Here is a 14,411-nt window from a genome sequence, read left to right as displayed (position 1 = left end):
GTCAGATGCGGGAGAAAGCTCTCGTTGCCAGCGCCAGGCGCATCCGCACACTCTCCTCGTCGGCCGTTGCGCGCGTGGTCACGTAATCCAGGTCGGGTTCGTTGAGGAGCGCGTCGATGGCGCGGCTGACCTCAGCTGCGGTCGGTTCGCTACCGGCATCAAGCCTACGGGCCAATCCTACCAAAAGCGCCTCGGTGAGAGCCGCATTGAGCTGACGCCCCCGGCCGCGAATGGYGCTTCTTCCGGCCTCCTCCAACACAAGCTGTGCTGCCCTGTCGAATCGTTTTTCGATCAACTCGGCGTCCAGTTCGTTCAGTCGGCGGTGAGCGCCAACAAAATCGTTCAGGTATTTCTTGAGGGGGCGCTTATAGCTACCCGGTGACACGTAGAGGGCGATGAATCTGAGCACGATCTCCTGATCGCGTAGCCGTGGTGATGGCGGCCMGTAGAGAGCGCGCCACGCCGGGTTTTCGTTCAGAGCGGTGAGGAACTTGATGAACTCGCCTGCATAGAGCGCCACGCGAATCTCGTGCGGCGTGAGCTGCGTACCGCCCGAGTTCAGCCGCTCGAAGATCTGATAAACGCCGTCGAGTGACTCGCGGGTGCCGTCGGTTTTGACTATTGTCGCCTGGATGAAGGTATTGTCGAGCGTGCGACGCTGTTCGGGTGAAAAAGTTTGATAGGTCAGCCCCTGGAATCTGGCGGCCACGTTCTGAAGTGCGAACTCGCGCCCGTTGATGCTGCCATTATAGAAGAGGCTCAGGGTCTTTATCCGCTGCTGTCCATCAAGAACGAGATAGCGGCGGTCCTGTTGTTGGACAAGGAATATACCCGGAATGGGGTATCCGAGCAGTAGGGACTCGATGAAACGGTCCATCTGCGAACGCTTCCAAACGAACTCGCGCTGGAAGCCGGCTGTCTCGATGYCGGGATCATCATTGCCAAAGGACGGCACTATTATGTCGCCCCGATCGTGCCGACGGACCAGACCCTCGACGTCGAAGTCGGTGYCGCTGTAGCTGATCTGCGGAGGGTCGGGGTCCACCTCCTGAAGCTCGGCCCTGTCGTCGTCGCGCAGGTCCTCGGAGTCGCTGTCGTTGCCAGCTTGCTCAGCCAGCTCGGTCACCCCCTCGGAAAGCCGTGCGACATGGTGCCGAGTCAGTAAGAACTCAGGGCAGGCCGCCAAGTGGGACCGTCCAGCGCGGGTGGCGGGAGCCTTCGCCGAGTCGACCAGCCCACGTGGCCAAGCTGTCGCACAGGATACCACCATCGACACACTGGCGAAGTCGTGGCACCTCAGGGTCGATCCGACGGAGCCGCGTAGGCCGGCTCGGTTCGAACCTGCTGGTCAGATCTGCTCAGGGCGGCTTGGCCCAGAATGGTCATCGGGTGCGACCACAGGAGCGATTCGTGGCGTTCTCCTGAATGTGGCGCAGGCGGATGGCATGCTGTGGAGATGGGGGTGATTTGCCGTTGTGATCTCACGGGATCGGCGGGGAAGCGGCTTGGTYCAGTTGCGGCCGACCGAACGCCGTCGCGCATCCAAGGTCCGCGGGGTTTGATGATGCAGGTCGCTACCGTAGTCAACTCCAAGGGCGGTGTCGGGAAGACGACTCTGACGGCCAACGTCGGTGCGGAGCTTGCGCGTCGAGGACGTCGTGTTCTCCTGCTCGACCTGGACTTTCAGGCCAGCCTGACGCACTCCTTCTATCGGCCGGCGGACGTCGAGCGACAGATTGACCGGCGAACCGTCGCGGACTGGTACATGGCAGCTGGTCGTCGAGGGGCTGGGCCAGACCTCATGCGGTACGTCTCCTGGCCGCAGGAAGTTCGGGCGCATACCAGGAGAAACGGCGGTGAGCTTGCAATTGTGGCTTCCGCCCCGAAGCTTGAGGGCGTTGCTGCCAGGCTCGGTGTAGAACTCGGTGACCCCAGTTCACGCCGCTATCAGGATCGTCACCGCCGAGTAGTGATGCGACTGGCCGATGGCCTACGGCTGCTCCGCCGTGAGGGATTCGACTACGTGCTTATCGACTKCCGGCCGGATTTTGAGATACTCACTCGATCTGCGATCGTGGCCAGCGAAGGGGTTCTGGTCCCTGCGCAGCCGGAGAKGCTGGCTACCTTCGGTATCCGTCATCTGACCGAAAGACTTACCGACTTCAAGAAGAATAACTTCGAGATCCTTGGATGGTCTCCCTCCGGCGAGAACCGAGTGGAAGACCTGGCGCCTGCCTTTCTAGGTGTTGTGTTCACTCGAGTAAGGCATGGGGGTGGGGGGCCCGGACCCACCCCCTCGAGCCAGCGGGTTATCGACGAGGTTCGCCGCCTCTTCCCTACATTTACTGCGATGATGCGCGAGAGCCTGGATTTCCAGACGGGTGTCGACAGGCTCCTGCCAGCGGTGTTCGGACTACGTCCCGACATAGCAACAGAAATCCGTGCTTTAGTTGACGAATTCGAGAGCAGGATTGGACCGTGAGCTGATGGCTGAAGGCATGACGGCCGTCCTCGCAGTGCTGGAGAGGGTCTCGGCGCTCATCCGGAGTTTCGATGATCAGACCGTGGTTGAGCTAGCTGCTGGCCGGCTCGTCCTCACGGTGCAGCGAGCGCCTGACCGGCCGGTCCTCGGCGCCGACGTAGTCGGGGAACGGACCACCAGTCCGCCGGCGCCCGAAAGCGTGCCGCGGGGGAGGGTCGGCACGATCAAGGACGGATCGACAGTCGTGGCTGGTCAACCTGACTCCGCGTCCGTACGCCAACGCCTCGATGAGATGGGTAGCCGCGAGGAGGCGCACATGTTCCTTGAGGGKATCGCCAGGAACAAGCAGATCCTCCAGCGGATCGGCCGAGATCTCGGAGTTCGGGTGAGTCTGGGGCGCCGACGTGACGAAATGATTGACATGATCGTCAACTCCGCGGTGGGAGTCCGCCTCGACCAGGATGGTATCGGCAGGCGGGTCACGTCCTTGTGATTGGCCAACGCCCAATGGCCGTAGGTTAAGTGATCCCTTGGAGGTTTGAGGGAGGGTTGGTCACCGGAAATCGAGGCAGTGAAGTTCGAGACGGCGGGTGACGCGCCGGGTGGGTGGATCGTCGGTTGTGCGGCGGGGGTAGTCGCTGTGCCGGCGGGTCTTGCGGGGTGCGGTGCGGTCGGGGCGGTCAYGGATGGCCAGGCGCGGGTCGCAGATCTCAAGGAGGAACGCGAGGAGTGCCTGTTCAGGGGGGGAAAGCCGCGGTCCCGATGGAATCGGACGCGGCGGTGAGGGCCCGACGGAAACTGATCCTGTCGGGTGGGGTGCCGGTGGTGTCGGCAGCGACGCCGATGAGGCGGGCGAGTGCCTGGTGGACGGCGAACAGGGCCCACATCTCCTGGGCGACGCCTTCGGGGTCCTTGCTGCGCAGGACGGGTCGGCCTTCACCGAGATCGGTCTTGTGGTGGCCGATCACGGTCTCGCATCCCMACCTGGTCGGGTAGGCGCGGGCCAGGTCGAGCATGGACCATTCCTCGGGGTCGAGCAGGTCGGTGACCAGACAGAACAGCTCTGAGCTGCTCTCGTCGCCGCCGGCGGTGGTGGAGTGCACGGTGTACTCGATCACCCGCATCGTCAGTGGTGGTCCCTCGCTTCCGCGGGGAGGTGTCAGCTCGGCGAGGTAGCTGCCATCGTCGAGGACGTGGACCGGGGCCAGCGTGAAGGTCGCCTTCGCCCGCCACAGCAGGTGCGCCCCGGTCGCCAGGACCTCGCCGGCGAGCCGGTGGGACAGGAAGTTACGGTCCGCCAACGTGAGCATGCCCGGGCCCAGCTGCCCCAGCAGGTCACGGGCCAGCGCCGGCTCGCCGGTGTTCCACGGGCCGAACGACGCCCCCAGCAGGGCACCGGTGGCGGCCTCGGCGGCGATGACCCAGCGAACCTTCGGGAACGGCGCCGGCCCACCGGCGTTCGACGGCCCGGGGAAGAACGCCCGGTTGGCCTGCGTGTCCGGCAGATCGCAGGTCGACCCGTCGATCTGCACCAGCCGCAGGCCGTGCAGGAACACCCCGGCCTGGCCCTCGACACCGACCGGCCCCGCGGCGTGCTCGAACAGCATCCGCACCGGATCCGACCCGATCCGTGCCCGCGCCTCGCCCAGCGACGGGCTTGCCGGCAGCGACCAACCCGCCCCACCCGCCCCACCCGCGGCCAACACAGCCGCCCGGCGCTGGAAGTGCAGCCCGCTGGTCAACCGGGCCAGCACCTGCACATAGCCACAGTTCCGGCCCCGGAACAGCCACAACGCCAACACGAAGTACACCACCAGCCACGACGGCAACAGCCGGCGGCGAACCTCCGCGGTGTCGGTCACCGCCAACACCCGGTCCACCAGCTCCGGTGGGTACACCCGCGTCAACACACCCACCGTCACCCGGTCCGGCAACCAGCCCTCCGGCGACAGCCCCTCACTCCCGTCATGCCCCACCAGCCAAGCCTACCCCACGACGATCACTTAACCTACGGCCATTGGGCCCTGGCCACCTTCCTCCCCGAGATCTCGYAACCCGCGACGTTCGTCCGGGACCGCCCCGACCGCGCCAGTCCCCGCAAAACCAAGAAAACCGGCGACTTCCCTGCCCGAAAACTCGGCGAACCCGCCGTGGTCACCGTCACCCGCCGCATCGAACTTCACTGCCTCGAACCACGACGATCACCTTAAAGCAGCGCTATTGGGTCGACTGGTCCTCCAAGTTTCGGTTGATCCCCCCTTACCCGGGCGACGGAGCGAGCGCCGGAGAAGAGCACCCGGCCGGCGGGTTTAGCCCGGCCGGTCCGCGCCGCGTTCAGCCCATCGAGCAGCCGGGCGCGGGCGGTGGCGACGTCGGCGGCGGACAGGTCGTGGAGGTCGATCCAGGCGCGGGTGCCGGCCAGGCCGAGGTCGAGACCGCGCGGGTCGATGATCATGATGGGGACTACCAGCCGCCGCTGGCCCGATATGTCGGCCGCCCACACTGCCTGCCATTCCACAGGCAGAGGTCAGGTAATCGGCGGACAGCACCCAAGATGTGAGAGCAGGGTCCACCGCGCACCGCACAGCCTCGCATCGAGACCAGGTCCGCCGCGTGACTCCCGCCGTAACGACGGCAACGCGCGCCGTCGGCGGGCTCGCCACCGCCCGAGTGGTGCTCGCCAACAGCCCCGCCGAGATCCAGGTCAGTGTCACGGYTGACGTGCCCCGGCTCTGGCAGGCCAGGTCGCACCTCGGCCCCTCCGAGGCATTTTTCGGGCATCCCGATGAGGCGTACCGGCCGCGGGGTCGGGCACAATCTTCCCAGAGGAGGTGGGCATGCATCCGCTGATCGAGACCAGGCAAGCGGAGATCCAGGGACTCTGCCGTCGGCTCGGCATCCGCCGCCTCGACCTCTTCGGCTCCGCGACCAGCGATGCGTTCGACCTCGACAGCAGCGACGTCGACGTCCTCGTCGAGTTCGACGCCGGCCGCGACGGATTCGACTACTACGGCACCTACTTCGCCCTCAAAGAGGGACTCGAATGCCTGCTGGGCCGTGCCCGCTTTCCAGGCAACCGGCTCAAGCGAGCCCTGTGGGCTTGCGGGTGGGCAGAAGCGCTGCCCTGGTGCCCTCGCCGAGGGTGCGGCGGTGGCAGCGGGCGTGTATGAGGCGGGTTGCGACACGTTCGTCCGGTGTGCCCGCGCCCCAGGCGATCAGCGCGCGCTTGCGGGTCGCCGTGCGGGTCGCCGCGAGCCACTGTTCCCACTCTTCGGGGCTCTGCGGCTCACGGTCGGCGTGCAGGAGCAGGCCCCGACAGACGGGGCAGCGACCATGCTGGACTTGGAGGAGCAGCGCGGACACACGAAGGCGGTCGGCCAGCAGGCGGTTCGAGTGTGGTCGGCGGGTTGCGGGCCGCCGACGTGCAGCCACCGGCTCGCGGCTTGCCAGCTACCGCCCCCGCGACAGCTCATGGTAGATCCCTACCTCGCTGAGGAAGCCGTGCAGGAGGCGTTCGTGATGGCCGCCGACCGATGGCCACGTGACGGCGTCCCCATTAACCCGCACGCCTGGTTGATCACTACGGCGTTGACCACCGGGGTGGTGTCGTCGTCCGGCGCGGCTTCGGCCACGTAGCGGTCGGCGAGCCCCCAGCACATAGGCGCCGAGAGCGTTGAGGCGTATCTCCCAGAGGCTGTCGGCAGCGTCACGCCGTGGCCGTCGAGTTGAGCCGGGATGATCGGAACAGATCAGAGTTCTAGTACGTCCGCCAGAGTCGTCCGGCGGCGCAGATAGCCGGTCAGTCGTTCGTCGCTGCCGGCACCGAGGGCAGCCAGCAGTCGGGTGAGACTGTCGAACGCCTCGGGGCCGAGAGCCGTGCGTAGATCGTCCTCGATGCGGCGGGCCGCGGCGCGGTGGGTGGTGAGGTAGGCCTGGCCGTGCAGGGTGAGCCGCACGGTGTTCTCGCGGCCGCTGGTCTCGGAGGGTGAGACCTCCAGGTAGTCCGACGTGACCAGGCKATTCACGATCTTGGCTGCGCCCTGGCGGGTGATGCCGAGATGCCGTCCTATCTGTGCGACCGTCGCGCCCGACGATCCGGCGCAGAAGCGGAGTACCCGACCGTCCGGGAATTGGCGCTCGAACCCGGCCGCGGCGAGTTGCTCGTCGAGGCGGTTCTGGTAGCCGACCCATGCCCGGCGCAGCAAGCCGCCGAGGGCGCTCCGATTCGCCGGACCAGCGGCGGCATCAGGCGTGGCCGAGGCATCGTCACCCATAGCGACCCCACCCCCAACTGTCAACCATGGTTGTGACTATAGGTCAGTACCTGTCCGCGCCTACGCCGGGTCGATTGACAACCATGGTTGCCGATTTGCGTCGCGTCGTCGATGCTCAGGCCTATGCGTCGGAAAGGTGCTTTCTCAGTCAGGTTCRGCTGGCCCGCGGCGTACGCGGTGCTCGCCGCCGGTCTACTCGCTGCGTGTTCCGTGAGCGGCTCGCCGCCGGCGGGGAGCGCGACCTCGTCGGCCCGGACCGGCCCCTCGTGGGCGGTGACGGCTACCCGGGAGCCGTTGACGACTGCCAGTGGCTCGGCGGTGTCGCATGACACCGAGGTCATGGCACTGGCCAGCCAGGGCGGTCGCCTGTTCGCGGCGACCGACCAGTGGGAGTACCCGGGCGCTCCCGCCGCTGGCCAGATCCTGGTCAAAGACGCGGCGGACGCTCCCTGGCGGGTGTTCGAGCAGACAGGGTCGCTTCGCGTGCAGGCCCTGGACTCGTTCCCCATCCCGGCCGACCAGGGCCTGGGAGCCGGGCACTCGCTGCTCGTCACGCAGGCGGTCGTGAACGGGCGTTCGGAGATCCAGTGGCTGCTCGACGGGGCCGGCTCGTTCGCGCCGGACGACGCGTTCGTCCTGCCGTCAACGGCCGCGGCCGTGCGGTCGTTCGGCGCGCACGAGTCGGCTGGCGTGTGGTCCGTGTACGCCGGCGCCGAACCAACCGGGATCCTGCGCGCGACGTGGTCGCCGATCCGGCACACGCTGGTGTTCGACCCGGTATCGGAGCTGACGGCCCCGCCTCCCAACTCACCCGGGCTGAAGACCCAGAAGGTGACCGGGTTCGCCGACTGTGGCGGCGCGCTCTACGTCACGATCAACACGACGCTCTATCGCCGCAACGACGGGGCAGTCCAGCCGGGAACCGCCCGCTGGGCCGCCGTCTATCAGGAGCCACCGGTAGGCGCCCGCAACAGTGGGCTGCGGGGGCTGACCTGTGTCACCCACGACGGCGCGCCAGCACTGCTGACCTCCACCGAGGGCGATGGTGATGCCTTCCGGTTCGACCACCTACCCGCGGGACAGGTCGGCGGCCCTGCACCCGGGCCCGGGCAGGCCGCGGCCGGTCTGTCGCCGGCGCTGGAATTCGACCCGGGTCCCGCGTTGCGCCAACTGCTGGCGGAGCAGGGGACGACRGTGCCGGCGACCGGCAACGGCTCGATCGACTACGTGATCGCCGCCTACAACAACTTCGAGACGATCGACGCCGACGGGGCCTCCCGCCAGTTCTTCGGCGTCGAGCATGCCTACGCCGGCGGTTGCCCGCCGAGCAGGACGTGCGGCCCGACGGCATCGCGCGCGGCGACTTTCGACGCCCAGGCCGTCTTCGCCGTCAGAACCGACACGGGCGGCACGCCGTCCTACGTGCTACGCGCCCTGGACGGGCCTGACTTCACCCCTGCCGGCCCGGTCGGCAAGCCGATCAGGTCCGGGCAGGCGTTCGTTGCGATCAGAACCATCAAGCGGTCGCCCTTCGACGCCGGCCGTATCTACTTCGCCGGCTATGACGCCAATTTCTATCCCGCCGACGGGACCGCCTGGGCCGCAAGCGCGCCGCTGACCGCCGTCGACGCCAGCATGAACGGAGAACGATCATGAAACTGTGGCGACGAGAGCACCACGACTCCGCTTCCCGACGCCGTCCCCGCTCTCGGCGGCGGCTGGTGGCGGCCACGGCCACGGCCACGGCCTCGCTGGCGCTGGCGGCGGGCGCCTGCGGCGGTTCGGCCGCGCCGGCCACAACGGCGAGCGCGGCCCGCCCGAACATCGTCTTCATCCTCACGGACGACCTGTCCTGGAACCTGGTCACCGACCAGATCGCGCCGCACATCACCGCCCTGGAAAGGCAGGGCGAGACGTTCGACCACTACTTCGTGACCGACTCGCTGTGCTGCCCGTCCCGGTCGTCGATCTTCACCGGCCTCCTCCCTCACGACACCAAGGTCGAGACCAACCTRTCCCCTGACGGCGGCTACGGGAAGTTCCAACAGGAGGGCCTCGCCGGCAGGACCTTCGCCGTCGCGCTGCAGGCGGCGGGATACCAGACCTCGATGCTCGGCAAGTACCTCAATGGCTACGGCGACCCCACCATCACCCCGACCACCGGACCCGTCCCGCGCGGCTGGTCCGACTGGCACGTCAGCAACACCACCGGCTACGCGGAGCTCAACTTCGACCAGAACGACAACGGCGTCGTGCGCCACTACGCCGGCCAGGACAACTACGGCGTGGACGTGCTCAACGCCGACGCCCAGGCGTTCATCCGACGCTCGGCCGGGAAGCCGTTCGCCCTGGAGGTGGCTACCTACGCCCCCCACCAGCCGTACACACCGGCGCCGCGCAACGCGGACGACTTCCCCGGCCTGACCGAGCCACGCGACCCGTCCTTCAACACCAACAACACCGACGCACCGGCCTGGCTCGGCCAACGCGCCCCTCTCGCCCCGTCAGTGCTCACGAACCTGGACCAGGCCTACCGCGAGCGTGCCCAGGCCGTCGAGTCCGTCGACAAACTGGTAGGCGACACGGAGGCGACGCTCGCCGCCGAGCACCTGCTCGACAACACCTACTTCGTCTTCARCTCCGACAACGGCTACCACCTCGGCCAGCACCGCCTCGTCAGAGGCAAGCAGACCGCCTTCGACACCGACATCCGCGTGCCCCTGATCGTCACCGGGCCCGGCGTCCCCCACGGCCGGGTGATCTCCCAGGTCGCTCAGAACGTCGACCTTTACCCCACCTTCACCGACCTCGCCGGCGCCACCCCGGCCAGGCCCGTTGACGGGCGCAGTCTCGTCCCGCTGCTGCGCCCCGCGACGGAGCCGCCATCCTGGCGCACGATCGCGCTCGTCGAACACTTCGGCCAGGCGAGCGACCCCGCCGACCCCGACCACGAACCCGGCGGCAGCAACCCGACGACCTACGAGGCGATCCGGATCTCAGCGCCACACCTCGCGCACTTCGACGGGCCAGTCGAAGCGGTCTACGTGGAGTACAACGACTCCAAACACGAGATCGAGTACTACGACATCACGAAAGACCCCTACGAGATCAACAACGTCGCGGGCGCGCTCACCGGGGCGCAGCGCGCCGAACTACACACGGTCCTTGCCGGCCTCGGAAACTGCCACACCCAGGCCGCCTGMGCCGCCGCCGGTCTGCCGATATGACAACGGCCACTCCCGACCTGGATCTCGTCCCGGCTGGGCGAAGTCGAGCCTGGCCAGCAAGCCCGACGGCAGCACCGCACGCAACTGCGACGCCGCGTTCGACGGCGTCCCCAGGATCCGGCGGCACACCGCGTCATGAGGCGGGGACGAACACGACATGACAACACCCTACCGATACCCACCGGAGCACCCACTCCACCACGACAGTCAAGCACCGGCCCTGACCACTGCCCCGTCGCTCCTCACGACCACCCGCGGCTGAAACGGAACGCTCGACCAGGCCGGTCAGCTACGGCATCAGGCTGGCGGCGACCGTGCCCCCAACTCCGAGCAGGCCTCTCGTGCCCCGGCATCCGCCTCACCGACGATCGACAGGGGCTCGCGCAGGCGCTTCCACTTCAGCCCGGTCGCGATCGCCTCGACGCCACGGACCGCGCCGGTCGTGTCGCTGTTCCCATGGACGTAAAGGGCGTACGGACGACCCACAGTCGCTTCCAAGACCGGGTAATAGATCTGGTCGCAGCACCCTCGCCAAGGTAGGGGTCGGTGAACCGTCACGGGCCACCTCCTCGGGTCAGTGTCCGTTCGTGCTGAACCGTTCGGTCGCCTCGATGATGGCGTTCTGGGTCGCGGGGCTGCCCGTGTGGCCTGCATTGTCGATGATCTTCAKTTCCGCGTCGGGCCATGCCTTGGCGAGATCCCAGGCGGTCTTGAGCGGGCTGGCAAGGTCAAGTCGGCCGTGGATCAACACCGAGGGAATCCCGGCCAGCCGGTGAGCGTCGCGTAGCAACTGCCCGTCCTCCAGCCAGGCGTTGTTTGCAAAGTAGTGCGTGCAGATGCGGACGAAGGCCACGAGCGCATCGTCGGGTTTGCTGCTGTACTGGCCTGGCGCCCCAAGCGCTTCGTGCGCGATGACGGCGTCTTCCCAGGCGCACCAGGCCCGCGCCGCGGTGATTCTTATCGCCTCGTCGGGGCTGCCCAACAGCCGGTTGTAGGCAGCAACGAGACTGCCGTCCCAGTCGTCCTTCGGCACGGCGTCGCGGAACGCTTCCCAGGCGGCTGGCAGCAGGCGCCCGACGCCGCGGTAGAGCCAGTCGATTTCTTCGGGCCGGGTCATGGTGACTCCGACGATGATGATCTCGGAGACCCGTTCAGGGTAGCGCTCGGCGTAGGCGAGTATCAGCGTCGAGCCCCATGAGCTGCCGTAAAAGAGCCACCGGTCGATGCCGAGATGTTCGCGGAGCCTCTCCATGTCGGCGATCAGGTGCCGGGTGGTGTTGTGTTCCAGGCTGACGGTCGCGTCGCTGGCGTGCGGTCGGCTCTGRCCGCAGCCACGCTGGTCGAACAGGATGATCCGGTAGACGTCCGGATCAAACATCCTGCGGCTGCCGCGGCGCCCGCCGCTGCCGGGACCTCCGTGCACCCACAACGCCGGCTTGCCGTCTGGGTTGYCGCTGGTTTCCCAATAGATCTGGTTGTCCTCGCCTACATCGAGGAAGCCGTGCGCGTATGGCTCGATAGGCCGGTACGGCTGCCCCATCTGATGCTCCCTCCGATGCATCGCGCTCGCCGGCCAACTCCGCCAGGTACGCGTCGGCCTCGGYCTCCAGCGCGTCGGCCAGCATCCGTCGCGCGCTCTCGCACACGATCTTCGATCGGCGAGGGTGCCGCCGAGTCACCGTCTTCCGCAACCGGCTGCGACTACCGTCAGCACGGGCATACCCTTCCCGACTGACGCGGCAACGTCGGCCTGTTTGAGGACCTGAACCGCGATCACCGGAAGGGTACACGCTCCCGGCTGACCCACAGACCTCAACCATCGCTCTCGTCGCCTGGCGCGATACCGTACGAATCGGGCAGACCCCGCTTCCGGTCGAGGCCGTGGGTCCACTCGGTGCGGCGTAGGGTCGGGCACAATGTCCCCGGAGGAGGTGGGCATGCATCCGTTGATCGAGGCTAGGCGGGCGGAGATCCAGGGACTCTGCCGTCGGCTCGGCATCCGCCGCCTCGACCTCTTCGGCTCCGCGACCAGCGATGCGTTTGACCTCGACAGCAGCGACGTCGACGTCCTCGTCGAGTTCGACGCCGGCCGCGACGGATTCGACTACTACGGCACCTACTTCGCCCTCAAGGAGGGGCTCGAGCGCCTKCTGGGCCGCGCCGTCGACGTAGTCAGCGTCACCGCCATCCGCAACCCCTACTTCCGCGACCAGGTCATGCGCACCAGGCAGCCCCTGTATGCCGCCTGACCCACGCAAGTACCTCTGGGATGCCGCGAACGCGGCCGAACTCGTCCGGGATTTTGCCCACGGCCAGACCTTCGCCGACTATCAGGCGAACGCGATGCTCCGCGCCGCCGTCGAACGCGAGTTCGAGATCATCGGAGAGGCCCTCAACCAACTCTCCAAGGTCGCCCCCGACCTCGCCGCCGCGATCCCCGAGCTCCCTCGAATAGTCGCTTTCCGGAACATCCTCATCCACGGCTACGCCACCGTCGACGACGCCCTCGTCTGGCAGGTACTCCAGGAGAAACTCCCCGAGCTCGAACAAGTGGTCCGCAGAATGCTGGCGGAAGACTGACCCGGCTGCACCGAGGTCGGCCCACCGCCAGGTGAAGCGGCCGCTGCTGCGGAGGCCGGTCTTGGGGTCAGCTGCGACCCAGATACTCACTTTGTGTGTCCGTACAAGCACCCCGGCTTACGCCAGCCTCTGGTCGCAGCACCCTCGCTAAGTGGTTGAGCCTGGAAGTCCTTTGGGGGTGCAGTGATTCAGCTGGGTTCGGCGGGGAGGTGGATGGTGCAGGCGGTGTCGAGGGCGTCCTGGGGGCTCCCGTCGGTGAAACCCCGGTGATCAGCCGAACGGGAGACCGGAAATCGGTTCTCATGCTCTCCGCGGTCAGCGCCCAGGGAAAGCTTCATTTCATGCTCCAGCAGGGCGGGTCCGTCGACTCCAAGGTCTTCATAGAATTCTGCCGGAAGCTGCTCCAAGACGACGGTGGAAAGGTCTTCCTCATCGTCGACAACGTCAGTTACCACGATTCGAAGGCTGTCCGTCGGTTCGTCGCAGGAACAGACGGTAGGCTCCGGATTTTCTTTCTCTCGCCTTATGCCCCCGACACCAACCCGGACGAGTGGGTCTGGAACAACGTGAAGACCGCACAGATCGGCCGAAAAATGATGGGTGTAGATCCTTCAGAGTGAGATCGTTGGCTGGATGATCTCGGTTCCCTGGGTTTGGGTTGATCGTGAAAGGGCTCCTTGCCACTACGTTCGCGGGTGTCGAAGCCAGAACGTGACGTGAGCAAGGAGCCTGGGTGTCAGGGTATGAGGTTGGCTCGGAGAGGGTGTCGGCGGGTGCGTTCGCCGGGTCGGACGAGCTGTACGGGGCGTTGCGGGCGGGGCTTGCGGGGGCGGAGACCGCGGGCCTGACCCATGAGGGTCTTGAGGTGTGGTTGGAGGGCCGGGGCCGGGAGCTGCTGCGGTCGCTGTTCCAGGACCATCTTGATCTGCGGTCGGCGCGGGAGGTGCGGCTGGCCGAACCGCCGGCGGGGGTGGACGGGGTGGTCCGTACCCGGGTGGAGAAGGCGCATCGGCGGGCGCTGTCGACGGTGTTCGGCCGGGTGGCGGTGAGCAGGCTGGCCTATCGGGCGCCGGGGCGGCCAACCTGCACCCGGCGGACGGGGTGTTGAACCTGCCGGTGGGGCTGCACTCGCACGGGCTGCGCCGGCTGGTGGCGCTGGAGGCCGCGCGGGGGTCGTTCGACGCCGCGGTCGCCGCGGTCGCCCGGGCGACCGGGGTGAGGGTCGGTAAGCGCCAGCTTGTCGAGCTGGCCCGGTCGGTGGCGGTCGACGTGGCCGGTTTCTACACGGCCCCGGTGTGCGGGCCGGTGCCCGACGGGCTGCTGTTGGTGTTGCAGTTCGACGGGAAAGGTGTGGTGATGCGGCCGGAGGGGCTGCGCCCGGCCACCGCGAAGGCGGCCGCCGCGGGGCGGAAGCTGGCGACACGGCTGTCGCCCGGGGAGAAGAACGGGCGGAAACGGATGGCGGAGTTGGCCGCGGTCCACGACGTCGTCCCGGTCGTGCGTACCCCGGCTGACGTGCTGCCCCCGCCCGGGGTGACCGGGCCCGACGGGCCGAAGGCCACCGGAAAGTGGGTGACGGCCTCGGTCGTCGACGACATCGCCACGGTGGTGGCGGCCGGGTTCGACGAGGCCGAACGGCGCGACCCGACCCACGCCCGGACCTGGATCGTGCTCGTCGACGGCAACAACACCCAGCTCGACGCCGTCACCGCCGAGGCGGCCCACCGCGGCGTCGTCGTCCACATCGTCGTCGATCTCATCCACGTCCTGGAATACCTGTGGAAGGCCGCCTGGTCGTTTTTCACCACCGGGGACCCCGACGCCGAGGCCTGGGTCACCGACAAGGCC

The 14,411-nt window shown here is 67.4% G+C and carries 17 protein-coding genes and 1 pseudogene; 11 read left to right on the top strand and 7 right to left on the bottom strand.

Going from position 1 to position 14,411, the window contains the following annotated elements; all coding sequences use genetic code 11:
- Window position 1 precedes the first annotated feature (1 nt).
- Window positions 2-1,126, bottom strand: coding sequence for a DUF262 domain-containing protein (locus tag CcI156_RS16690; RefSeq protein WP_254847473.1), 1,125 nt, complete (start codon window positions 1,124-1,126; stop codon window positions 2-4).
- Window positions 1,127-1,561: 435 nt separating this feature from the next.
- On the opposite strand from CcI156_RS16690, the gene CcI156_RS16685 reads away from it, so the two are divergent.
- A complete protein-coding gene (locus CcI156_RS16685) occupies window positions 1,562-2,482 on the top strand; it encodes a ParA family protein (RefSeq protein ID WP_175637609.1) in 921 nt (306 codons plus the stop codon).
- A gap of 4 nt (window positions 2,483-2,486) precedes the next feature.
- Window positions 2,487-2,975: a hypothetical protein gene (locus CcI156_RS16680; protein WP_011436599.1), complete on the top strand. Its 489-nt coding sequence runs from the start codon at window positions 2,487-2,489 to the stop codon at window positions 2,973-2,975.
- Between the two features lie 244 nt (window positions 2,976-3,219).
- On the opposite strand, the gene CcI156_RS16675 is transcribed toward CcI156_RS16680, so the two are convergent.
- Both CcI156_RS16675 and CcI156_RS16670 read right to left on the bottom strand, forming a co-directional pair.
- On the bottom strand, window positions 3,220-4,458 hold the full coding sequence (locus CcI156_RS16675; protein ID WP_076806721.1) for an IS4 family transposase: 1,239 nt from the start codon (window positions 4,456-4,458) through the stop codon (window positions 3,220-3,222).
- Between the two features lie 230 nt (window positions 4,459-4,688).
- Window positions 4,689-4,937: a hypothetical protein gene (locus tag CcI156_RS16670; RefSeq protein ID WP_131728924.1), complete on the bottom strand. Its 249-nt coding sequence runs from the start codon at window positions 4,935-4,937 to the stop codon at window positions 4,689-4,691.
- Between the two features lie 382 nt (window positions 4,938-5,319).
- Between CcI156_RS16670 and CcI156_RS16665 the strand changes: the two genes are divergently transcribed.
- Both CcI156_RS16665 and CcI156_RS26285 read left to right on the top strand, forming a co-directional pair.
- Window positions 5,320-5,652, top strand: a complete 333-nt coding sequence (locus CcI156_RS16665) for a nucleotidyltransferase family protein (RefSeq protein ID WP_011436602.1) — start codon at window positions 5,320-5,322, stop codon at window positions 5,650-5,652.
- Window positions 5,633-6,118 carry a hypothetical protein gene (locus tag CcI156_RS26285; protein ID WP_023842201.1) on the top strand — a complete coding sequence of 162 codons (486 nt, stop codon included), beginning with the start codon at window positions 5,633-5,635 and terminating at the stop codon, window positions 6,116-6,118. The genes CcI156_RS16665 and CcI156_RS26285 overlap by 20 nt, the downstream gene beginning before the upstream one ends.
- Before the next feature lie 113 nt (window positions 6,119-6,231).
- Here the strand turns inward: CcI156_RS26285 and CcI156_RS16650 are convergent, their stop codons facing one another.
- The gene (locus CcI156_RS16650; protein WP_076806716.1) at window positions 6,232-6,756 is read right to left on the bottom strand and encodes a MarR family winged helix-turn-helix transcriptional regulator; all 525 of its coding nucleotides are present in this window, start codon (window positions 6,754-6,756) and stop codon (window positions 6,232-6,234) included.
- Window positions 6,757-6,959: 203 nt separating this feature from the next.
- Here CcI156_RS16650 and CcI156_RS27425 point away from each other — a divergent pair, with 203 nt between their 5' ends.
- The 3 genes from CcI156_RS27425 (at window position 6,960) to CcI156_RS16640 (ending at window position 9,983) form a co-directional block, all read left to right on the top strand.
- Window positions 6,960-7,085, top strand: coding sequence for a hypothetical protein (locus CcI156_RS27425; protein WP_255361211.1), 126 nt, complete (start codon window positions 6,960-6,962; stop codon window positions 7,083-7,085).
- Entirely contained in the window at window positions 7,051-8,412 is a 1,362-nt protein-coding gene (locus tag CcI156_RS16645) for a hypothetical protein (protein ID WP_131728926.1), read from the top strand. The genes CcI156_RS27425 and CcI156_RS16645 overlap by 35 nt, the downstream gene beginning before the upstream one ends.
- Before the next feature lie 65 nt (window positions 8,413-8,477).
- Window positions 8,478-9,983: a sulfatase gene (locus CcI156_RS16640; RefSeq protein ID WP_217697714.1), complete on the top strand. Its 1,506-nt coding sequence runs from the start codon at window positions 8,478-8,480 to the stop codon at window positions 9,981-9,983.
- Here the strand turns inward: CcI156_RS16640 and CcI156_RS27835 are convergent.
- From CcI156_RS27835 to pip, 3 genes are all read right to left on the bottom strand, one after another.
- Entirely contained in the window at window positions 9,909-10,142 is a 234-nt protein-coding gene (locus CcI156_RS27835; protein ID WP_139341527.1) for an Rpn family recombination-promoting nuclease/putative transposase, read from the bottom strand. The two genes, CcI156_RS16640 and CcI156_RS27835, sit on opposite strands and share 75 nt — an antisense overlap.
- Before the next feature lie 138 nt (window positions 10,143-10,280).
- Window positions 10,281-10,469: a flavodoxin gene (locus CcI156_RS16635; protein WP_235463243.1), complete on the bottom strand. Its 189-nt coding sequence runs from the start codon at window positions 10,467-10,469 to the stop codon at window positions 10,281-10,283.
- An 88-nt stretch (window positions 10,470-10,557) separates the two neighbouring features.
- A complete protein-coding gene (pip, locus tag CcI156_RS16630; protein ID WP_076806711.1) occupies window positions 10,558-11,523 on the bottom strand; it encodes a prolyl aminopeptidase in 966 nt (321 codons plus the stop codon).
- A gap of 397 nt (window positions 11,524-11,920) precedes the next feature.
- On the opposite strand from pip, the gene CcI156_RS16625 reads away from it, so the two are divergent.
- The 4 genes and pseudogenes from CcI156_RS16625 to CcI156_RS25780 all read left to right on the top strand — a co-directional run.
- Window positions 11,921-12,232, top strand: coding sequence for a nucleotidyltransferase family protein (locus tag CcI156_RS16625; protein WP_035733361.1), 312 nt, complete (start codon window positions 11,921-11,923; stop codon window positions 12,230-12,232).
- The gene (locus CcI156_RS16620; protein WP_011436609.1) at window positions 12,222-12,563 is read left to right on the top strand and encodes a DUF86 domain-containing protein; all 342 of its coding nucleotides are present in this window, start codon (window positions 12,222-12,224) and stop codon (window positions 12,561-12,563) included. The genes CcI156_RS16625 and CcI156_RS16620 overlap by 11 nt, the downstream gene beginning before the upstream one ends.
- A gap of 155 nt (window positions 12,564-12,718) precedes the next feature.
- Window positions 12,719-13,183 (top strand): transposase, encoded by a 465-nt coding sequence (locus CcI156_RS16615; protein ID WP_083718609.1) that lies wholly within the window; start codon window positions 12,719-12,721, stop codon window positions 13,181-13,183.
- Between the two features lie 143 nt (window positions 13,184-13,326).
- A pseudogene (locus tag CcI156_RS25780) lies at window positions 13,327-14,411 on the top strand (ISKra4 family transposase); the annotation flags it as partial.

Source organism: Frankia sp. CcI156 (assembly GCF_001983015.1).
Taxonomy (GTDB): domain Bacteria; phylum Actinomycetota; class Actinomycetes; order Frankiales; family Frankiaceae; genus Frankia; species Frankia casuarinae.
Note: the sequence above shows the minus strand (reverse complement) of the source record. Positions and strands in the feature narration are given on the sequence as shown.

Bases quoted from the DNA above. Each gene is read 5' to 3' on its own strand.
- CcI156_RS16670 (WP_131728924.1), bottom strand. From the start codon at position 4,937: ATGATCATCGACCCGCGCGGTCTCGACCTCGGCCTGGCCGGCACCCGC.
- CcI156_RS16665 (WP_011436602.1), top strand. From the start codon at position 5,320: ATGCATCCGCTGATCGAGACCAGGCAAGCGGAGATCCAGGGACTCTGC.
- CcI156_RS16620 (WP_011436609.1), top strand. From the start codon at position 12,222: ATGCCGCCTGACCCACGCAAGTACCTCTGGGATGCCGCGAACGCGGCC.